The organism is Salipiger bermudensis (genome assembly GCF_017309175.1).
GTDB classification, from domain to species: Bacteria; Pseudomonadota; Alphaproteobacteria; order Rhodobacterales; family Rhodobacteraceae; genus Salipiger; species Salipiger bermudensis.
This window is the reverse complement of record NZ_JAEKJV010000026.1, coordinates 21,686-40,557: the sequence shown is the minus strand read 5'-3', so window position 1 is coordinate 40,557 and position 18,872 is coordinate 21,686. Positions and strand designations below refer to the sequence as shown.

The following is an 18,872-nucleotide window of genomic DNA, read 5'->3' as shown; positions in this document are numbered from 1 at the left end:
AAGCCAGCCAGGGCTGCGATAATTGAGGTCTACGCCCTGTCAGGCTTTGCTGCCGACAGCACTCAGAGTGACACTTCTGCTTTGCAAGCCCGGTGACATTTCTACTTGGTTGCAACATGAATCGCGCCGTGTTTCTCGGCTCCAAAGCTTGGCAAGCGAACCTACCTGGAAATTTCCCCTGCTAACACCGCTCGTCCGTGCACCGCCAAGGTTGCTGAAAACCTCTGGCACCCAAACTTGCGGATTACATCCAGTACGCGCGCTTCGTAGGCAGCGTGACCGATCAAACGACACAGGTCGGACGCGTGGAACTGGCGGTTCGCAGTCGGGGCGGCTTGCATCTGTCTCAGCAATTCGCGCTCTTTGGGGTCTGCTACCCGCTTCTGCGATGGTTTCACCTCGGGACGAGGCCGAGTCCCCGACGAATTCCGCCATCGGCGCATGAAGCCAAGCAGGAAGCCGGCCGGCACCCTGCCGTTGCCTCGGGACCGATTGAAGGCGAGGAAGCGGTCCCAAATGACCTGGGTGTCGACGTTCCAGCAGGGCAACGTGGCCTTCGCTGCTTTGATGAGCTCTGCCCAACTGGTCTGAAAAACATTCGAACTCGCTGTGATGTCGATCAGTCCTGCGAAGATAGTTTTGTTATTATTATCTCTAGATAGTGATGTGTCACCTTCACCTGACACGAGATCATGGGTTTCACTCTCCTCGTCGAAGGCGGAAAACCGAAAGATCCAGGGCGCGAACTTGCCATTCGGCTTCGCCCGCTCGAGCTGCAACTCCGACGTCTCAAGTTCGCTCAAAAGAACCGAAAGATATTGTCGTGAGACACCCATCCTCTCTGCCAGGGCAGAGAGGGTGAAGGCTGCCGTTCCGCGCGACAAACCGTTGTAGCCATCCTTCCAGGCGATGGCATCGAGGATGAGGGTGGCAAGCTTGTGCGCTGCAACAGAGAGATTTGTCTGCGTGATCCGTCGCAGGATCAGGCCGGTCGTAGGTTCCATGGTCGAGGTCTCCTTGGAGATCCGACGCCATGTCGTGAGACAACAACATTCTTGCCAGCAAAACAACTTTGCTGGTTGCAGGTGTTTTGGCGGTGCGCTAGGCCGTGTTGACAAAAGGGATTCACAGTTGCCGTTAGGCATGATTCAAGCTGGTATCTGCGATGGAGACCAGCTTGGCACGAGACCTGATGTCGGACGAGGAATGGGCGTTCTTTGAGCGGTTCATCCTTGCAATCCGCGCCCCGAACGGGCGTAAACCTACCAATCACCGCCTTGTTCTTGATGGGATTTTCTGGATCGCTCGGACCGGCGCGCCTTGGCGCGACCTGCCTGAGGAGTTTGGAAAATGGTCGAGCGTCTATCGGCAGTTTCGGCGTTGGACACTGGCGGGGCTCTGGGAGCAGATCATGGACGCCCTGAACGAAAGCGGCGCGCTGCCACACGCCTTGCAAATGATCGACAGCACTGTGGTTCGCGCCCATCATCAGGCAGCGGGCGCTAGAGGGGGACTCCGCGACAGGGTTTTGGACGTTCTCGTGGCGGCTTCACGACCAAGATCCACCTCCTCGTCAACGCCGCGGGCCTGCCCATGAGGACTGAGATCACACCCGGCCAGACCTCTGACTACCTCGGCTTCGATCTGGTGATGGCCGACAACCTGCCTGCCCCCAGCGTGCTGCTCGCTGACCGGGGCTACGATGCTGACAGCATTCGGGAAACCATGGAGAAACGGGATGTCCTACCGGTCATTCCGATGCGCAAGTCCCGCAAAAAGCGTGTCGGTGTGGACCGATCACTCTACCGGCTGCGCAACCTGGTCGAACGGTGCTTCAACAAGTTGAAAAACGCCCGCCGTGTCGCCACCCGTTACGACAAGACTGCAGAGAGCTTCCTCGGCTTCATCGACATCACGTCGATCCGCCTTTGGCTGCGCCATTTGTCAACATGACCTAGACCCCCCTTTCTCATTTTGGATCCAACGTGGAACCGTTGGCAGCCGAACTGCTGGTATGCAAAACGTGACAGCCAGTGCACAATTCATGCCCCGATACAGCATCTCTCAGCCAGAGTACTGCGACGGCGATGTGAGGCTGGCGGGTTGCGAAAGTCACAAAGCTGCACTCAACTTCAGTCGAGTGCAGCTTGTGATCTTGTTCGGTTTCAGGAAGCGGTTTGTTATTCTGAAAATACGCCGTTTTCAAAGTTCCGAATAAGCGCCTGAACCTGATTTTGTTTGCCGCCAAACCCCTCGTCGCTCGAAGAGATCACATTCATCAGTGTGGAAATCTGTCTGTGGTTCAGTGCACTGACGTTGGCATCCGGCGCATACTTTTCAATCGTTGCGACGGTTGCTGCGGATGTATTGCTTGCCATAGCGTTTGTCGCCGAGACGGTGACAAACGCAGAAATCAGAAGGCCTTTGAGAATTTTCGAAGTCATTACTACCTCATTTCGTTTCTATGCGCGATAAGATTGTCTTATACGCTAAAATGAGATTATCCATTTTACAGAATACATTCCATCTTCTTTGTGTATCAAAGTGTATCGCTAAATATCTGTTATTACACATAAATGTGATAAATTATGCCGAATATTTTACTATCATCGCGTCCCTCGGTATTGATCTATTTAAGGCAGAAGAATTGTATGGTAAGCGGTGTCTGGAAGGCACTGAGGTTTCAGCTTGACGGCTGGAAGTTCCAGGGAAGCAACTCGTCGATGCGGTGTTGCGGATGTCCGGCCGCGATGGCTTCGAGCGTAGCCTTCAGATAGGCGAACGGTTCCACGTTGTTGATCTTGGCGGTCTCGATCAGGGATGCGATGCGGCCCCATGCCTTGCCACCCTCGTCATGACCGGCGAACAAGGGATCGTCAAGTTATTGCCCTCCGCAGGGCAGTTATGTAGCTCCGTGCGATGATCAGTCAGATTTCCGCACCGCGCCTGAAAGGCCACCGCTTTCCGCGCTCCATCATTTCCTACGCGGTCTGGGCGTATTATCGCTTCTCGCTTAGCCTGCGTGATGTCGAGGATCTGCTGGCCGAACGCGGTATCGTGGTGAGCTATGAGGCGATCCGGGCATGGGTGGGGAAATTCGGGCCGCATATCGCGAAACGGGTCCGCGCTACGCGCCCGCGGCCCACCGACAAATGGCACCTGGACGAGGTGGTGATCATGATCAACGGCGTGCAACACTGGCTGTGGCGCGCCGTGGACAGCAACGGCGAAGTTCTCGACATCCTCGTGCAAACGCGCCGCAATGCGCGGGCGGCGAAGCGTTTCATTTCACGGCTGATCGCCCGCTGGGGTGAGCCCCGCGTCATCGTGACGGATAAACTGCGCAGCTACTGCGCGGCCCTGCGGCAGCTCGGGCTGAACGTGGATCACCGGGCGCACAAGGGACTGAACAATCGTATTGAGGGATCGCACAGACCCACGCGAAAGCGCGAGAAAATCCAGGGCCGATTCAAATCGGCAAGGCAGGCGCAAAGGTTCCTCTGCGCCCACGATGAAACCGCGAACCTGTTCCGCCCTCGCCGCCACAAAATGACTGCCTCCAGATACCGTCAGAGCCTCGTCGCCGCGTTCGAGCGCTGGAACGACTGTGCGAAAAGCATGGCCGCGTGACAGAAGGTAGCGCACCCCCACTTTCGATCCCGGGAAACAACTTGACGATCCCGCCGGACCTCATGTCCAAGCTTGCCAATCTCTCGACCCCAGTAATGTGCACCACCACAGGCTTCCATCGCCACGACGCAAGGCGGCAAAGCCTCAAAGAACCCCAGCACCTGCGTGCGCCGCAGCTTCTTCCGTAGCACCGCACCGCCTGCGGCGTCCGCCCCATGCACCTGGAACACATTCTTCGCCAGATCGAGCCCGACCGTGATAATCTCCGACATGACCGTCCTCCTTTGTGGATCATCGCAGACCCACCTTGACACAGAGATGCCGTCGGGGGGCGGTCACATCATCAAAGCCCCCCGGCGGTGAAGCGTCCCGAAGAAAGCTCATTATTCAGATAAAGCCTGCGCAGATATTCGGCATGCATCCGATAGGGCATCCGGGTGCTGTCGGCATTCCAGGCCATGAGATCATTCATCGCCGTCCGCTCGCCCATCATGTAATCGCGCACCATCCGGGACCAGATGAGGTCATTCGAGCGCAAAAGCTGAAACGCCCCCGCCATCTGATCGGCAGAGAGATAGCCGCGGTTCCACATCATGCTTTCAAGAAGATGCAGCTGGCTTGGGTCGATGAACAACGCAAGCTCGCCCGGTTCGGCGAAATCGACCTGCGCGGCAAGCAGCGTCAGCGAGGCGAGACGCGCGTCCCCCTTCCCCGCCATGGCAGCCGCCGCGATCGACAGCAAAGTGCCACCCAGACAATAGCCGGTGGCGTGGATTTTCTGATCGGGCATTAGACGGGTGATCTCATCCAACGCGGCCATCACGCCCAGCCGGCGATAATCCTCCAGCGTCACATCACGATCCTCTGCACCCGGATTGCGCCAGGAAATGGCGAAAACCGTGTGGCCCTGCGCCACCAGCCAGCGGATCAGGGAATTCTCCGGGCTGAGGTCGAGGATATAGTATTTCATGATCCAGGCCGGAACGATCAGCACCGGCTCGGGGTGCACGGTTTCTGTCGTGGGCGTATACTGGATCAGTTCGATCAGGTGGTTGCGGAAGATTACCTTGCCCGGCGTCACCGCCGCATCGCGACCCGGTGTAAAGGCCTCGACACCCTCTGGCGGCTCCTGCCGGATCTGGCGGACGACGTCCTGCAGCCAGTTCTGCCAGCCCTTCACAAGGTTCATGCCTCCGGTAGCCCAGGTCCGTGCCACAACCTCGGGATTGGTAAAAGGGTTGTTCGAAGGCGCACAGACATCAAGGATCTGTTTCGCGGCAAAAGACACCACATCCTCGTGGTGCTTCGTCACGCCCGGAACCTCATGGGTGACGTTATGCAGCCATTGCTGCTGCAGCAGGAAAGCCTGCGACATCCAGCTGAAGGGCGGTTTCGCCCAGGCTTCACCGGCGAAACGGCGGTCGCCCGGCAAGGGCGTGATGACCGGCGCGGCCTGCGGATCCATCGCCGAGGCCATCAGATGCGCCATGAGACGCTGCCATTTGCGGCCCGCCTTGACGCCCAGTTCCATCTGCTTGCCCGGTGCCTGCGCCAGATGAAAGGCCCAGTCGACATAGGCCATCATCAGCGAGCCGGGCGAGACCCCGCCGCTGAGCTGTCCCGAGAGCGCCTCTCGTATGCGGTCAACGGCCTGAAAAGCCTCGATGCCAAGGCTTTCATCGCCGGTTGCACCCGAGCCATCTGATTTGGGAGTAAGGGCAATGTCGCGTCTCCAATTTACCGGCGGAAGTTAGCACAGAACTATCAACGAGTGTTGATCGAAATCAAAGAGTTCAAGATTTTTCTTGAACATAGGCATTGCGCCCAAGGCCCGATGCCGACGACATGTCGTAAAGCGCCGTCAAACCGCCGAAACAGCCGCCCCCGGACTGAACAGGCAAAGCATCGGCGTCCGGCGGCGGACACGGAATCCCCTGTCCCTGCCCTGATCATCATGGACGATTACCGGCAAAACGGCGCGACGTCGAGGCCATGACCCGGCCAATGCCGCTGGCACCAACGCCGGGCCAAGGCCGCGGCCTCAATCCGCCAGCACATCACCGATGCCAGTGAAGACACCACCGATCTGATTGAAGACAAAGGCCCCAGCCAAGCGTACCTCACCGAAAAGGGTGTTTTCAACCACAGCCCCGGCCTCGCCGGAAAGCAGGCCGACATAGCGGCTGTGGGCGGGATCATCGGTCGGAATATCGGTAATATCCACGATCCGTATTCCGGTCGCGACCGCCAGGCGCTGGACCGCCGGATCACGCACATCGACAAGCCCAAGCCGTATCCGACGTACCGAAAGCTGCGACGACAGTTTCAGCGCCAGATCGTCCGAGGAGACGAGCACCGTGATGGGATGCTTCATCGGCCCAAGGCTGACCATCTGGGCGCGGAAAAGATCGATATCAATATCCGGGGCGGCAAGGATGACCTCGATCCGGTCCAGCACATCGTCCCGCCCGGCAAGACGCAGTTGCACCAGCGTCTCCATCGTCAGCCGCGCGCCCATGCTGTGAGCCAGCACCGGCACCGCGTCGGAAGCGGACCGACCCTTTGTCAAAAGCCGCAGCAGATCGGCAAGCGCCGCGCGGGAAAAGTCAGACGCGTCACGATCAGCCAGATAGGCGCCCGGATAGCCTGCCGAGGGCCATGTAAAAAGGACGGGCTTTTCCTCGATATGCGCATCGACCGAAAGCTGCGCGGTACGGAACAAGGCCTCATGAAAGCGGGTGTTGAAGCCGTGGACATAAAGCCCGACCCCCTCGCGCGAGAGACGCTTTGCAAAGGCGTCACGGCTAAGCGTCTGCCGGCTGCGCATCACGAAATTCCGGTCGGCGCTGCTGCCATTGCGATCCGGCCATTCAATCTTTCCCGGCCGATGGCCAGGCGGCACCGAGACCTCGTATTCCAGCCAGCTTGGCCGGATGGAGCGAGAGTCGCCAAAGGCCCCCGGCAGATTTGCCTCGGGCGCGCGGGTGGTCATGGTCAGCACCCGGACAAGGCGGGCGCCCTCGGGCAGGGCACCGGCATCGGGGGCCAGAACTTCCGGCCCCGGACGCGCAGCGCAGCCTGCAAGCGCAAGCGTCAGGATCAGAAGCAGGCGGCCCAACATATGCCTTACCGCAGGAATTTCTTGAATCGTATCAGTGCCAGCCAGAACAGCGCCACCCCGATCGCCGCCAGCGCCGCGAACTGGGGCCAGACCACGTCAAGCCCCGCACCTCGGAACAAGATGCCCTGCGAGAGGATGATGAAATGCGTGTTGGGGGCTGCAAGCATGATGGTCTGGATGATCTCTGGCATGGATTCCCGCGGCGTCATCGCGCCTGACAGCACCTGCAGCGGCAAAAGCGCCATCATCAGCAAAAGCGCGAATTGCGGCATCGACCCGGCGATGGTGGCAAGGAAAATTCCAAGCCCCGTCATGGCGAAAACCATCAGCACCGCGCCCGCAAGAAACAGCACGACCGAGCCCTGCACCGGAACCGCCATCAGCGCCTGCACCACAACACTTAGCGAAAAGATCGACCCCAGCAGCACCACCAGCCCCATCGACCAGATCTTGGAAAACATGATCTCGGTCGTGGTGACGGGCATGACCAGCAGGTGCTCGACCGTGCCATGTTCCTTTTCGCGGATCAGCGCCGCGCCGGTCAGCACCAGCGACAGCATGGTGATCGACTGGATCACGGCGGAAATCGCGCCGAACCACTTCGGATCCAGCGAGGGATTATACCGCGCGCGGAGCGCCAGATCGACCGGCAGCGCGGTCTCGGCCCGGTAGCCCGCCACATATTCCGAAACCTCGGAGGACACGATCTGCTGGATATAGCCGCCGCCGGTGAAGGCCTGGCTCATCCTTGTCGCGTCGATATTCAGCTGGATCGCCGGGTTTTTTCCGGCCAGCACATCGCGCGCGAAATCCGGTGGGATGTTCAGCGCAAAAGTATCCAGCCCCTGATCCATCCGCCGATCCATCTCGGCCGTCGTGGTCATCTGCGGCTCGACAAAATAGGGCGGATAAAAGGCCGAGGTGATGCGGGCGGAGAGATGCGACTGATCCTCATCCACGATCGAGATCGCGGCATTCGTCAGCGCCTCGGGCGAGGCGTTCGCAGAGGTCCAGATCGAGAGCGAAAAGGAATAGACGATCAGCACCAGCATCACCGGATCGCGCCAGAGCCCGCGCAATTCCTTGACGCCCAGATTGAAGGTGTTGCGCAGGTTCATCCGCCCCTCACTTCGCCTGTTTTTTCAGGAAGGCCGCCGCCAGCCCGATAATCACCGGAATGGCGATGCCCATGGCCAGCATCGGCCCGGCCAGTTCCGCCATTCCGAAGGCCTTGGAGAAAGCCCCCCGCGCGGCGGTGATAAACCAGGTCGAGGGGTAGATCTCGCCCAGAACCCGACCAAAACCCGACAGCGAAGAGACCGGGTCGATCAAACCCGAATAGCTGACCGCCGGGATCATCGTCAGCATGGCGGTCGCGAACAGCGCCGCGACCTGACTTGCGATGAAGACCGACACCAGAAAACCAAGCGCCGTGGTCGCGGTGACATAGATCAGCGCCGAAAGGGTAAAGCCCAGAAAACTGCCGTTGAAGGGCACTGCGAAGAATGTGACCGCCATGGCCATCATCAGGAAGAAATTCAGCATGGCCAGCGCGATATAGGGCAGCTGTTTGCCAAGCAGAAATTCCAGCCGCGTCACCGGCGTGACGTAGAAATTGATGATCGAGCCCAGTTCGCGTTCACGCGCGACCGAAAGCGTGGTCAGGATCGCCGGGATCATCAGCAAAAGCAGCGGGATGATCGCCGGGACCATCGCATTCAGGCTGCGCACGTCGGGGTTGTAGCGGTATCGGGTCACCAGTTCGAAACTGCCGCCGCTCGCCTTGTCACCGTAAAGCTGACGCGCCTGACGTGTGATCCAGTCGGCATGCATGCCCTGCACATAGCCCTGCACCGTATTGGCGCGGCTGGGGTTGGCGCCGTCGAACCAGGCCCCGACCTGCACATCCCTGCCTGCCGCGATATCGGCGGCAAAGCCGGGCGGGATCTCGATCGCCAGCGCCAGCTCGCCCGAGCGCATTCTTGCGTCGATCTCGTCGTAACTTGTCAGGGCCGGCTGTTCGATGAAATAGCGCGATCCCGCAATATCGGCGATATAATTGCGGCTGGTGGTGGTCTGGTCGCGGTCAAGGGTGGCGAAGGTCAGATCCTCGACATCCATGTTGATGCCCAGCCCCACCACGATCATCAGAAGAAGGCTGCCGACCAACGCCATGGTCAGCCGGATCGGATCGCGCTGCAATTGCAGGCTTTCCAGCTGCGAATAGCTAAGCAGTCGCCGCAGGCTGAAGCCGGATTGCTGCGCGTGATGGGTCACCCCGGCTGCGGGGGCCTCGGGCGCGGCCTCGGGCGCAGCGGCGGGGGCGGGTGCCGTCTCGCCAATCGCCTCTTCAAGATAGGCGATGAACGCGTCTTCCAGCGTGGCGCAACCTTTGGCTTTCGTGATCCCCTCGGCGGTGTCCGAGACCAGCACCTTGCCCGCATGCATCAGGCTGATGCGGTCGCACCATTCCGCCTCGTTCATGAAATGGGTCGAGACAAAGATCGTCACGCCATCCTTGCGCGAAAGTTCCGCCAGAATGCGCCAGAAGCCGTTGCGCGCCACCGGGTCCACCCCCGAGGTCGGCTCGTCAAGGATCAGGATCTCGGGCGCATGGATCATCGCCACCGCCAGCGAAAGCCGCTGGCGGATACCCAGCGGCAACGCCTCGGGCAGGCTGTCGGTCACGTCGCCCAGATCGAACCGGGCGATCATCTCGTCAACCCTGGCGGGGATCTTCTCGGCCGCCATATCGAAAAGCCGCGCGTGCAGATCAAGGTTCTGACGCACCGTCAGCTCGGAATAGAGCGAGAAGGCCTGCGACATGAACCCGACCCGGCGGCGCACCGACAGATCGCTTGCATCGACCTCATGGCCGAAAAGCTTTGCCCGGCCCTCACTCGGCTCCAGAAGCCCGGTGAGCATCTTCATCGTCGTCGTCTTGCCGCAGCCGTTCGAACCCAGAAAGCCGAAAATCTCACCCCTGGGGATGCGGAAGGAAACATTGTCGACCGCCACGAAATCGCCAAAGCGCTGCGTCAGCCCCTCGGCCTCGATGGCGATATCGCTGTCATCGGTGGTCCGCGGCGGGATCACCACGGCACTGTCTTCGCCCCGGTCTTCTTCGGGCAAAAGCGCGATGAAGGCTGCATCAAGCGTGTCGGCCCCGGTCCGCGACAGCAGATCGCTGGTGGTGCCGGTGGCCAGCACCCGGCCCGCATTCATCGCAACCAGCCAGTCGAAGCGCGCGGCCTCTTCCATATAGGCGGTGGCGGTGATCACGCTCATCCCCGGCCGTGTCGCGCGGATGCGGTCGATCAGATCCCAGAACTGGCGGCGCGACAGCGGATCGACGCCGGTGGTCGGCTCGTCAAGAATCAGGAAATCGGGATCATGGATCAGCGCGCAGCACAGACCCAGCTTTTGCTTCATGCCGCCCGACAGCTTTGACGCCGGGCGCGACCGGAACGGCGTCATGCCGGTCGCAGCCAGCAGATCGGTGATCCGCCGCTCGCGTTCGGCCTTGTCATGACCGAAAAGCGAGCCGAAGAAATCAAGGTTCTCTTCGACCGAAAGCGTCGGGTAGAGGTTCTTGCCCAGACCCTGCGGCATATAGGCGGTGCGGGGGCAGACGCGGTTGCGATGCGCCACATCGCGCATATCGCCGCCCAGAACCTCGACCTTGCCCTGCTGGATCACACGTGCCCCGGCCAGCAGCGACAGAAGGCTGGACTTTCCGACCCCGTCTGGCCCGATCAGCCCGACCATGCGCCCCTCAGGGATCTCCAGCGTCACATTGTCAAGCGCCGTGACCTTGCCATAGCGCAGCGTCAGGCCGGAGACCCCGGCAACTGAGCCGGTCATTTCACGACATTGGAAAGAAAGTCAGGCCAGGCGGCATCCGGATCAAGCCGCAGATAGGCCATGCCCGGCAGGCCGGTTTTGACATATTCGATATGCCGCGACAGCAGCTCGGGGTCGATGCGGGCACGGACGCGGAACATCAGCTTTTCGCGCTCATCGGCGGTCTCGACCGTCTTTGGCGTGAACTGCGCCACATCGGCAACATAGGAAACCGTGGCCGGGATCACGAATTCCCGCGCCGCATCCATGACAAGGCGCACCTCTGATCCGACCTGCACCCGGCCGACCTGCGATGTCGGCAGAAAAACCGTCATATAGACATCGCCCAGATCGACAAGGCTGAGGATCCGCCCGCCAGAGCCGACAATCTCGCCCTCTTGTGCGATGCGATACTGGATCCGGCCCGTGCGCGGCGCTTTCAGCGTGGCGTCGTCCAGAGAGGCCTGGATCGCATCAATCGACGCCTTTGCCGCCTCGACGGCCGCACTTGCATCGACCACCTGCGCCTGCGCGCTGCTGACCCCCGCCAGCGCTGCCGCATGGCTGGCTTCGGCCGAGGCCACACCGGCGTGGGCCTGGGCGTCCCGGGCGCGGTCATCATCCAGCACCTGCTGCGAGATCGCACTGGTCTTTGCAAGCTGCTCAGAGCGTTCAAGCCTGCGCGACGCGGCATCGGCAACCGAGCCTGCCTGATCAACCGCGGCCCGGGCCGCGCGCTCTTGTGCCTCGGCCTGAGCGACCAGCGCCCTTGCTGTCTCGACGCCGATTTCGGCGCGGGCAAGCTGCGCTTCGGCCTGACGTTTTTGTGCGTTCAGCTGCACCACGTCCATCTGCACCAGCACATCGCCTGCGCTGACCATGTCACCTTCGGCAGCGGTGATTTCGGCGATTCGGCCGCCGGTGAGCGCCGCGATATCCACCTCGGTCGCCTCGATCCGGCCATTGGCGCTGGCAAAACCCGCCGGCAGACCGGCGGGTTGCAGCCGGTCCCAGGCCAGCCAGCCAAGCACGGCGACAACGGCCAGGCCGCCCAGAATAATGGTGTTTCTGCCGGGCTTTGCCATGATCTGCCTCTGATTGCTGTGCTGATGGATGCTTCGCGCATGTCCCGATGCGGTTTTCGCCCTACGCTCCCCTGTTGTCAACGCTCGATGACAGGGTAAAAACCTGTATTGTCGCGCAAAAGCGGCTGCTGGTTGTTTGCTGTTGAAAAACCAGCTAAACAACACGACCCGGTCTGGGCTGCACCTTGCCGCACCTCTGCTCCGGGGCAGCATTTTCAGTTTCTTCGCGTCGAAGCCACCGGACGAACACAAGCCACCCATGCCAAGGACGCTCAACTCAGCCAACTCGACCGACCGCATGCCGGGGCAGGCAACCGGGAAAGAACGCATTCTTGCATCGGCGATGCTGCTTTTCGCGCGGATGCCCTATTCCGACACCAGCCTGCGCGACATCGCCGCCGCGGCTGGGGTCGATGTGGCCTATGTCCATCGCGCCTTCGGGTCGAAGGCCGAGATATTCCGTCAGGCCTTGCTGGCGCTTGCGCCCCTCGATGACATCGCCGCAGGGGACCCCGATGGCGCGACCATGATCAACCGGATCTGCGATCTGGCCTTCCTGCGTGATCCGCGCAAGGTAGAAGATGTCAGGCCGCTTCATTTACTGACACAGTCCAGCCTCTGCAGCGAGGCGCGGGCGATCATTGCGCAATTCTTTGGCACGTCACTAGCCCTGCCTCTAAGCAGGGCGTTTGGCCATGCGGATCCGGGACGGGCGCATTTCGCGCTTAGCCTTCTCAGCGGTTTCGTGACCCATCGTGCGATTTTCGGGCCTGCGGATTTGCTGGCTATCCCCGAGGCGGATCAGCGACAGATGCTGCAAACCGCCCTGATGAACGCAATGCTGCCTGGTTGTTCAGATGGGGTATTCGGCTGGCGTCCCATCTAGACCACTATCCAAGTCAGCTTGCCAACTGCGATCCTGTATAAGTTATGTTGGGATTTCCGCGTTTCGTGCGGAGATTTCAACACGATTGATCGGACGCCTCAGGTGCTTTCAGGCGGCTATATACGGTCGGTCAGATGGCCGCTTGGATCGAGTGTCGGTCTCGTAGGTTGCGCGCCCCCGCAACCATTTCTACGATTTTGCACGATATTCTACGACAGAGTACGATCTGCAACGACGCAGCACTACGCTAGAGCCTGATTGCTCTCACTGAACCCGCAATCAGAAGATGCAGCGACGCTCTTCCGTTGCGCCGATACTTCCGCTAGCTCAGCCGCCCCGCGACTATCGGAAGACAGGCAATGAAATCAACTCGTTCGTCCCTGATCCCGCACAGGGTTGCAAGCTATTGCGACCTAAGGCTCGCTCCTGTCCTCGAACCGGAGGAGGCGAGCACCGTGCGAGAATGCCTCGCGGGCCTGCTCGATCGAAACGAGTACCCACCCTATAAGCGGTGGGTCCGGCGCCGCAGATGGTGGGGTTCGTGGCGCGGCCGGTGATGGTGCTGACCATCTCCGTCCCTGCGCTGCCGCGCTGACGGGGGCTGCTTCAGGGAAGTGGGCGCGCGCCGCAGACGGCGCGAAATCGTAAAAATTGCAGCAGGCCTGTCCAACCAGGAGGCTGAGAGAATGATCGCGAGGATCGGAATCGACATCGCAAAAAACGTGTTCCACGTCCATGGCGTCTGCCCCGCCGAAAGGCAGCTCATATCGCGCAACCTGCGCAGGTCCCAGGTTTTGGCCTTCTTTGGAAAGCTTGAACCTTGCCTTGTCGGCATGGAAGCATGCGCCACTGCGCACTACTGGGCCCGAGAAATAGCTGCGCTTGGCCATGAAGTCCGGCTGATGCCACCAAAATATGTGAAGGCCTATCTGAAGCGGCAGAAGAACGATGCTGCTGATGCTGCGGCGATCTGCGAAGCGGTTGGGCGCCCTGACATGCGTTTCGTGCCGGTGAAATCGCGGGACCAGCAGGCCGCTCTCATGCTGCACCGAGCCCGGGATCTGCTGATCCGGCAGAGAACCATGCTCATCAACGCCTTCCGTGCGCACCTGGCGGAGATCGGCCATGTCGCCGCCGTTGGCAGAACCGGCGTGACCGAGCTGCTGGAAGTCGTGAAGGCCGATGACGACCGGTTGTCGCCACTTGAACGCGAAACCCTCTCCCATCTTGCAGGCCAGATAGGGGATGCGACCGCTCGGATCACGGCGTTGGAAAAGCGCATCCTCGTCTGGCATCGCAGTAGCGAAGCCTGGGGTCTGATGCCGGAGGGGGCAGAATCCTACGCTAAGGCTTAATTTTTGGGGAATTTCGCTGCAGCGTTCTGTAGACGGTCGGTCTTGAGACAGAGAAGAGCTCAGCTAGATCGCTGATGGAATATTCGCCGGAGGCGTGCATCCGGCTCAGTTCTTTTTGTTGTTTTTCCGAGAGTTTCGGCTGCTTTCCCCGGAGTTTGCCCTTGGCGCGGGCGATGGCCATACCTTCGCGGGTGCGCATGCGGATGAGGTCGGCCTCGAACTCGGCGAAGGTGGCGAGGATGTTGAAGAACATCTTTCCCATCGGGTCGGTCGGATCGTAGACCGATGCGCCGAGGGCAAGCTTGACGCCCTTCTTTTCCAACTGTTCCGCGATGGCTCGTGCGTCGGGGACCGAGCGCGCGAGGCGGTCAAGCTTCGGCACGACAAACACGTCGCCTGCGCGCACGGCGGCGAGGGCCTGGGCGAGACCGGGCCGGTCGCGGTTCGTGCCGGTCAGACCGTGATCTGTGTAGATGCGGTCTTCGGTGACCCCAAGCTCTGCAAGGGCAGCACGCTGCGCCGTCAGATCCTGACGATCGGTGGAGCAGCGGGCATAGCCAATTTTGATCGCGGTCATGCCGAGAGTGTACGGATAAGGGGTGGCATATGCGAATCAAATCGTACCATCTATACGAGATATGATGGAGTGTGGTTTCCATACCGTTCTCAACTCTCTCGCCCCATGTCCGCTCACCGATCCCCTTTCGGACAAATCAGCTAGGCCCCCTGAGTACGCCTTGCCTGCCGTCACGGTGTACCCGGGCGGTAATCCAAGTACAGCTCTCCAGTGTCTTTCATCTCGATACTTGGGGGCGAAAATCCATCAGCTTCCTGATAGGCTCGTCTAGGTTCCGTCGTTTCCAGCACATGCTGGTAGTCATAGGCAGCAGCTCTCGCATCATCCCTGATCCGGCCTGACGTTTCGTTCAGGCAATTCAGGTAGTCCTCGACCTCGCTGAAGTAGCGCCGAAACTCCGCCCGGACCTCGGCCCCGGAAAACCCCGCATCTAGAAGGTGCGCGGACTCTGGCCTGATGGGCTCGATACACAGTTCTTGGGCCGTCCCGGGCTCTACGAGGACCGCCATCATGGCCGCGGAGAAGATTAATGGTTTCATCGGCGCCTTCTGCTCCGCTCATTCAGCCCGATCAGGCTCCCCATGATGTTCAGGGAGCCAGTCCGCTGCGCCCGCACCATGCCGCGCAGATAGGCTCCGGCGGAAAGGATGTCGACCTCAGGATCGGCAACTTTCGCATCGGTGATCAGCACGCAAAGCATCGCTGCATCCTCATCCAGAAGGCACACGGCCTCCTCCCAGGCAGATGGATGGATGCCCAGCTCTGGCAGACGTTTCTGGGCGGCGATCACGAAGGAATGGAGGTCCAACCTGCCCCGCTTATGTCGCTCGATATCGAGCCAAATCTTCATCTCTTCGGAACAAAGGCCATACAGACGGTCACAGCCAAGGTTCTGAATGAATTTGGACTTGTGCGCCTCGCCGGCCGCCCCATCGTGCTTTTCTAAGCAAGGGCCACGGCCGCCAGGCTGCGGCCCAGAAAAGATGGATCGCGTGGGCTTGCCCACGCTCCGCTTATCGACAGGGTCGTTACAAGGTACTTCGTTAGAATCTTGAGTTGTATCTTGTATATAAGAGCGCTCGTTTTCGAGCGGTCGATCATGCGTTTCGTGCAGCAAGTTAGACGCGGAAATCGTCAGCGCTTCGGCTTCAGCCTCGTGGTTCTGAAGCTCTTCGAGCGACATCCGATGAAGCGCCTGGCCTGACGGCCACCCTGCGAAATTCTGATGGATGCGCTCGACCTCTGCTGTCAGTCCATGACGCCCGACCAGCTCGCACAGGATACCTTTTAGGTGCCGTTTGTGCGAGCTGCGCTGCCCTCGCAGGCGGGCATGAGCCCTGCGATCTGCCTCGACCTCGTCGCGGAGAGACAGGAACTCGTCGACGCGCGCGATCGCCGCGCCGAAGAAGACGCCGCAACCGGAGAAGCCGGACCGCGCCCCATTTGCCATTGTCCGCTTCTCGATGAGCCCCGCGCGGACAAGCGCCGCCTCGTGTTGCCGGATACGACAGGCCGTGACGCCACGCTTGTGCGCGATCTCGTTCTGGCTGAGGTAACAGCAGGGTTCATCTATGCGGCACTTGAATGCGCTCGGCCTGGTCGACGCGATCATGGTGCGAAAGGTCATCATCGCAGCGGCACCTATGCCAAGGCTGCGCGCAACCGCATCGACAAGCGCGACGAAGCCGTCGCGCTCCATGCCCCGCGGAAGTGTTGGTTTGACGGCCTCGCACCGTGGGATAGGCAAAGATTGGGGTACATGCATCTATTTGCTCCTCGTTCGTCTGAAGCGAGGCGGCGGAAGGCAAACGTCTACAGGTCGCACAAGTGCGTTTTGACTTGCCTGAAAGGTTGGGAAGCTGATAGGCTAAATCATGATTACGGATGATTACGGGCTTGCCGGCCCTGAGTCCTTCAGCCCCCGTGGAAGGTTGCCGCCTTCGCGGGGGTTTTAATTTCTTAAGTCCTTAGTGCTCCTCTCCGTCATGGCCTTCGTAGCCGCACTCTTGCGCCCTTTGCGTACCCAGCATCGGAGATGCCAGCACCTGCGGTGATCAGTAATTCACCTGCTCGTAGCCATAGTTCCCCTGGTAATCGGTCCAATCGATGAAGACGGCCCTCCGGTAGAGGTTCGGGCAGCTTTCGCCCCAACCGGCGAGACCTTCGAATGCGTCCGGTAGTGAGGTCACCGAACCGCTGGACCAGCTGAAGTCGCCCTGCACCCCATAGGTGCCGACGCGGACCTTTTCGCTTCGGCGACAGTCGCCATCACCGCTTTCTCGCTGCCGGGCATACTCGACGTTGTAGACGCGGATGGAGCGGACGAAGTCATACTCGGCCCCGCTGATGTCGACATCGGCCACGCCGTTGTCATCGGCATAATCCGCGATCAGGGACAGCATCTCCTCCCGCTCCGACCTCGGGGGAAGCACCCCATCGAAAGCTGCCGAGAATGGCGGCGGAACCGAAGGTCTAGGCCTGCCGAACGCCTCATAGAGGAGCGGCAAAGCCCTCTCATCTTCAGGTGGACGGTAGCCCACGCCCAAGGGGCAATTCCAGATCTGCAGAGGCGGCTCCACCGGCCAGGGCGTGATCCTGCTGATGAAGACAGATCGCGCCTCGTTGCACTCGGTGCTTCCGGGCCAGCCTCCCGCCAGACAGATCAAGATCGCGCAGTCTACTTGGTAAGCTTGCGCAGCGGGAGGTGCCGCCAAGAGTAGGCCCGTACAGGTGAGGGCGGTCGCGGCACCGCGCTTCATCGCGTGTCCAAAGTATAACAAAGCTTCTGGCCCCCTCGGAACTTAACTCGGCATGTCCCCGCCGGCGCTCCGCTCTCGGGATGGTCACAGCTGGGTGATCATCCTATAGCCGAGGAAGACAAGGATAGCGCCAAACTTCCAGATGGAGCGCTATTTGTCAAATGCGCCGTATGTTACATAGGCGCTGCTACATTGGATAGGCGATTTTATGTAGTTTGGCGCTTTTTTCAAATTTGGGCTTTAATGTTGAAAAAAGTCGTGATTCAAGGATACGCAGCACCTGTCCAGAAATTCCCAACGACAGGTGTCAGCCAATGTGGAACCCACGCGTGATTACGACTGATGCAGTGCAAAACTTCCTTGAGAAGGGTGGCAAGCTCGACTACCGCCCGATTCACACCCCAAAAGGATGGAACTGGGAGCTCTGGGCTGTTCAGTCGAACGGCGCGGCCAGCCCGGTCATTTCCTCGAAGACTGGCGAAGCCCGCGTCTTCAAGTCTTCCGATGCGCTGGTCAGCTTCCACATGCGCATCTTCCCTGACGCCGAAGGCGTTTGGGTGCCTGCCCCGAAATCTGGACAAGACGAAGACACCGAGTGATCGCCTCGGCGCTCTGCGCTGGCTGATCCTCCGACCGCTCTGCGGCCCTCTCCTCTCCCTCTCGATCCTTTCCGCATTCACCGTCGGCTCACCGCGCCTCGCGCAGGCTGAGCCCATGAATGCCACCGCGTTCCGGGCCGTCGCCGAAAACTGCGCGCCCGGTGTCGCCCCCTCCATCATGGAAAAGCTCGTCGCCGCCGAGAGTGGCTTCAACCCGTTCGCCATCGGCGTGAACGGCCCGGATCGCGCGTCCTATGCGCCGCGCTCCGCCAATGAGGCAGCGCAAATCGCTGCCCGCCTGATCGCAGAAGGCAAGTCCATCGACATGGGCCTCGGACAGATCAACAGCGCCAACCTATCCTGGCTCGGGCTGACGCCCGCCACCGTGTTCGATGCGTGCCGCAACCTGACGGCTGCGGAAACCGTGCTGCGCGACGGCTATGACCGGGCGCGCGATGCCGGAGCGGACCGGACGCAGGCCCTGCATCAGGCACTTTCCTCCTACAACACCGGCTCTTTCACGCGTGGTTTCCACAACGGCTATGTGGCCCGCGTGCTGGGAGAGGGGTCCGTGACCGCCCCCTCGATAGAAAAGCGGCCACCCTCCCTGAGCGACGACAAGGACAGCGCGAAACGATGGGACGTGTTCGGCGCGGCCACCGGATCGAACGCCTTGGTTTTCCAATAGAAGGACGCAACCATGAAGACCTTTCTGACCCGCCACCGGAGCATCGGCGCCCCGATGTTTCTGGCTGCGGTCCTGACCGCAGCAGCGCAGCCCGCCGCAGCAGCAGGCTTCACCGACTTCTTGAACAACATCCTCGACGAGTTCGAAAGCGCCAAGCAGCCCATTGCCCTGATCGCGCTCATGTTCATCGGCGCGGGCTGGCTCTTCAACTTCGTCGACCTACGCCGTGCCGCTTGGGCGGTTGGCGGCGTCGTCCTGATCTACGCCTCCTCCGAGGTGCTGAGCATGATCACCGGCTGACTGGCAGGGAGGAAACCGCATGGAAAAGG

Annotated in this window: 18 protein-coding genes and 2 pseudogenes; 7 read left to right on the top strand and 13 right to left on the bottom strand. The window is 60.5% G+C overall.

The genetic code is table 11. The features are described from left to right. Nucleotides 1-161 precede the first annotated feature (161 nt). Nucleotides 162-1,004 (bottom strand): hypothetical protein, encoded by an 843-nt coding sequence (locus JF542_RS23075; RefSeq protein WP_007803482.1) that lies wholly within the window; start codon nucleotides 1,002-1,004, stop codon nucleotides 162-164. Between the two features lie 161 nt (nucleotides 1,005-1,165). Between JF542_RS23075 and JF542_RS23070 the strand changes: the two genes are divergently transcribed. Further along, a protein-coding gene (locus JF542_RS23070; RefSeq protein ID WP_207077560.1) for an IS5 family transposase occupies nucleotides 1,166-1,953 on the top strand; the annotation gives its coding sequence in 2 pieces (ribosomal slippage) (nucleotides 1,166-1,505 and nucleotides 1,505-1,953; 789 coding nt in all). 227 nt (nucleotides 1,954-2,180) lie between these two features. On the opposite strand, the gene JF542_RS23065 is transcribed toward JF542_RS23070, so the two are convergent. Continuing rightward, nucleotides 2,181-2,444: a hypothetical protein gene (locus JF542_RS23065; protein WP_040545969.1), complete on the bottom strand. Its 264-nt coding sequence runs from the start codon at nucleotides 2,442-2,444 to the stop codon at nucleotides 2,181-2,183. A gap of 239 nt (nucleotides 2,445-2,683) precedes the next feature. After that, a pseudogene (locus JF542_RS23060) lies at nucleotides 2,684-2,869 on the bottom strand (transposase domain-containing protein); the annotation flags it as partial. 50 nt (nucleotides 2,870-2,919) lie between these two features. On the opposite strand from JF542_RS23060, the gene JF542_RS23055 reads away from it, so the two are divergent. Beyond that, complete coding sequence (locus tag JF542_RS23055; RefSeq protein ID WP_007803496.1) at nucleotides 2,920-3,630, top strand: IS6 family transposase; 711 nt, start codon at nucleotides 2,920-2,922, stop codon at nucleotides 3,628-3,630. 53 nt (nucleotides 3,631-3,683) lie between these two features. Here JF542_RS23055 and JF542_RS23050 read toward each other — a convergent pair. The 6 genes and pseudogenes from JF542_RS23050 to JF542_RS23025 all read right to left on the bottom strand — a co-directional run. Then, nucleotides 3,684-3,902: pseudogene (locus JF542_RS23050) on the bottom strand (IS110 family transposase); the annotation flags it as partial. Between the two features lie 71 nt (nucleotides 3,903-3,973). Next, the gene (locus JF542_RS23045) at nucleotides 3,974-5,296 is read right to left on the bottom strand and encodes a PHA/PHB synthase family protein (protein WP_340689178.1); all 1,323 of its coding nucleotides are present in this window, start codon (nucleotides 5,294-5,296) and stop codon (nucleotides 3,974-3,976) included. Between the two features lie 375 nt (nucleotides 5,297-5,671). Next, nucleotides 5,672-6,751, bottom strand: coding sequence for an alpha/beta hydrolase (locus JF542_RS23040; RefSeq protein ID WP_107978777.1), 1,080 nt, complete (start codon nucleotides 6,749-6,751; stop codon nucleotides 5,672-5,674). Between the two features lie 5 nt (nucleotides 6,752-6,756). Next, nucleotides 6,757-7,869 (bottom strand): ABC transporter permease, encoded by a 1,113-nt coding sequence (locus JF542_RS23035; protein ID WP_038070094.1) that lies wholly within the window; start codon nucleotides 7,867-7,869, stop codon nucleotides 6,757-6,759. Nucleotides 7,870-7,876: 7 nt separating this feature from the next. Beyond that, nucleotides 7,877-10,615 (bottom strand): ribosome-associated ATPase/putative transporter RbbA, encoded by a 2,739-nt coding sequence (rbbA, locus tag JF542_RS23030; RefSeq protein WP_207077559.1) that lies wholly within the window; start codon nucleotides 10,613-10,615, stop codon nucleotides 7,877-7,879. Next, nucleotides 10,612-11,679 carry an HlyD family secretion protein gene (locus JF542_RS23025; protein ID WP_207077558.1) on the bottom strand — a complete coding sequence of 356 codons (1,068 nt, stop codon included), beginning with the start codon at nucleotides 11,677-11,679 and terminating at the stop codon, nucleotides 10,612-10,614. Before JF542_RS23025 ends, rbbA begins: the two co-directional genes overlap by 4 nt. Before the next feature lie 142 nt (nucleotides 11,680-11,821). Here JF542_RS23025 and JF542_RS23020 point away from each other — a divergent pair, with 142 nt between their 5' ends. Both JF542_RS23020 and JF542_RS23015 read left to right on the top strand, forming a co-directional pair. Then, a complete protein-coding gene (locus tag JF542_RS23020; protein ID WP_132464606.1) occupies nucleotides 11,822-12,565 on the top strand; it encodes a TetR/AcrR family transcriptional regulator in 744 nt (247 codons plus the stop codon). A gap of 686 nt (nucleotides 12,566-13,251) precedes the next feature. After that, complete coding sequence (locus JF542_RS23015) at nucleotides 13,252-13,920, top strand: IS110 family RNA-guided transposase (protein ID WP_423734659.1); 669 nt, start codon at nucleotides 13,252-13,254, stop codon at nucleotides 13,918-13,920. Here JF542_RS23015 and JF542_RS23010 read toward each other — a convergent pair. From JF542_RS23010 to JF542_RS24460, 4 genes are all read right to left on the bottom strand, one after another. Next, nucleotides 13,910-14,497: a recombinase family protein gene (locus JF542_RS23010; protein WP_101754700.1), complete on the bottom strand. Its 588-nt coding sequence runs from the start codon at nucleotides 14,495-14,497 to the stop codon at nucleotides 13,910-13,912. The two genes, JF542_RS23015 and JF542_RS23010, sit on opposite strands and share 11 nt — an antisense overlap. Before the next feature lie 170 nt (nucleotides 14,498-14,667). Further along, on the bottom strand, nucleotides 14,668-15,036 hold the full coding sequence (locus JF542_RS23005; RefSeq protein ID WP_207077557.1) for a hypothetical protein: 369 nt from the start codon (nucleotides 15,034-15,036) through the stop codon (nucleotides 14,668-14,670). Next, nucleotides 15,033-16,262, bottom strand: coding sequence for a replication initiation protein RepC (repC, locus tag JF542_RS23000; RefSeq protein WP_207077556.1), 1,230 nt, complete (start codon nucleotides 16,260-16,262; stop codon nucleotides 15,033-15,035). The genes JF542_RS23005 and repC overlap by 4 nt, the downstream gene beginning before the upstream one ends. 289 nt (nucleotides 16,263-16,551) lie before the next feature. Next, nucleotides 16,552-16,899: a hypothetical protein gene (locus JF542_RS24460; RefSeq protein WP_242533904.1), complete on the bottom strand. Its 348-nt coding sequence runs from the start codon at nucleotides 16,897-16,899 to the stop codon at nucleotides 16,552-16,554. A 671-nt stretch (nucleotides 16,900-17,570) separates the two neighbouring features. Between JF542_RS24460 and JF542_RS22990 the strand changes: the two genes are divergently transcribed. The 3 genes from JF542_RS22990 to JF542_RS22980 all read left to right on the top strand — a co-directional run bounded on the left by JF542_RS22990 (nucleotide 17,571) and on the right by JF542_RS22980 (nucleotide 18,843). Continuing rightward, nucleotides 17,571-17,855: a hypothetical protein gene (locus JF542_RS22990; RefSeq protein ID WP_207077554.1), complete on the top strand. Its 285-nt coding sequence runs from the start codon at nucleotides 17,571-17,573 to the stop codon at nucleotides 17,853-17,855. Between the two features lie 115 nt (nucleotides 17,856-17,970). Then, nucleotides 17,971-18,543: a lytic transglycosylase domain-containing protein gene (locus JF542_RS22985; RefSeq protein WP_207077553.1), complete on the top strand. Its 573-nt coding sequence runs from the start codon at nucleotides 17,971-17,973 to the stop codon at nucleotides 18,541-18,543. Between the two features lie 12 nt (nucleotides 18,544-18,555). After that, nucleotides 18,556-18,843, top strand: coding sequence for a TrbC/VirB2 family protein (locus JF542_RS22980; RefSeq protein WP_088664335.1), 288 nt, complete (start codon nucleotides 18,556-18,558; stop codon nucleotides 18,841-18,843). The last annotated feature ends 29 nt before the right edge of the window (nucleotides 18,844-18,872 follow it).

Excerpts from the sequence above, each read along its gene's own strand:
- JF542_RS22985 (WP_207077553.1), top strand. The coding sequence starts at position 17,971 with ATGAATGCCACCGCGTTCCGGGCCGTCGCCGAAAACTGCGCGCCCGGT.
- JF542_RS23005 (WP_207077557.1), bottom strand. The coding sequence starts at position 15,036 with ATGAAACCATTAATCTTCTCCGCGGCCATGATGGCGGTCCTCGTAGAG.
- JF542_RS23040 (WP_107978777.1), bottom strand. The coding sequence starts at position 6,751 with ATGTTGGGCCGCCTGCTTCTGATCCTGACGCTTGCGCTTGCAGGCTGC.
- JF542_RS24460 (WP_242533904.1), bottom strand. The coding sequence starts at position 16,899 with ATGCTGTCCCTGATCGCGGATTATGCCGATGACAACGGCGTGGCCGAT.
- JF542_RS23075 (WP_007803482.1), bottom strand. The coding sequence starts at position 1,004 with ATGGAACCTACGACCGGCCTGATCCTGCGACGGATCACGCAGACAAAT.
- JF542_RS23015 (WP_423734659.1), top strand. The coding sequence starts at position 13,252 with ATGATCGCGAGGATCGGAATCGACATCGCAAAAAACGTGTTCCACGTC.
- repC (WP_207077556.1), bottom strand. The coding sequence starts at position 16,262 with ATGCATGTACCCCAATCTTTGCCTATCCCACGGTGCGAGGCCGTCAAA.
- JF542_RS23065 (WP_040545969.1), bottom strand. The coding sequence starts at position 2,444 with ATGACTTCGAAAATTCTCAAAGGCCTTCTGATTTCTGCGTTTGTCACC.
- JF542_RS23055 (WP_007803496.1), top strand. The coding sequence starts at position 2,920 with ATGATCAGTCAGATTTCCGCACCGCGCCTGAAAGGCCACCGCTTTCCG.
- JF542_RS23035 (WP_038070094.1), bottom strand. The coding sequence starts at position 7,869 with ATGAACCTGCGCAACACCTTCAATCTGGGCGTCAAGGAATTGCGCGGG.
- JF542_RS23010 (WP_101754700.1), bottom strand. The coding sequence starts at position 14,497 with ATGACCGCGATCAAAATTGGCTATGCCCGCTGCTCCACCGATCGTCAG.
- rbbA (WP_207077559.1), bottom strand. The coding sequence starts at position 10,615 with ATGACCGGCTCAGTTGCCGGGGTCTCCGGCCTGACGCTGCGCTATGGC.
- JF542_RS22980 (WP_088664335.1), top strand. The coding sequence starts at position 18,556 with ATGAAGACCTTTCTGACCCGCCACCGGAGCATCGGCGCCCCGATGTTT.
- JF542_RS22990 (WP_207077554.1), top strand. The coding sequence starts at position 17,571 with ATGTGGAACCCACGCGTGATTACGACTGATGCAGTGCAAAACTTCCTT.
- JF542_RS23025 (WP_207077558.1), bottom strand. The coding sequence starts at position 11,679 with ATGGCAAAGCCCGGCAGAAACACCATTATTCTGGGCGGCCTGGCCGTT.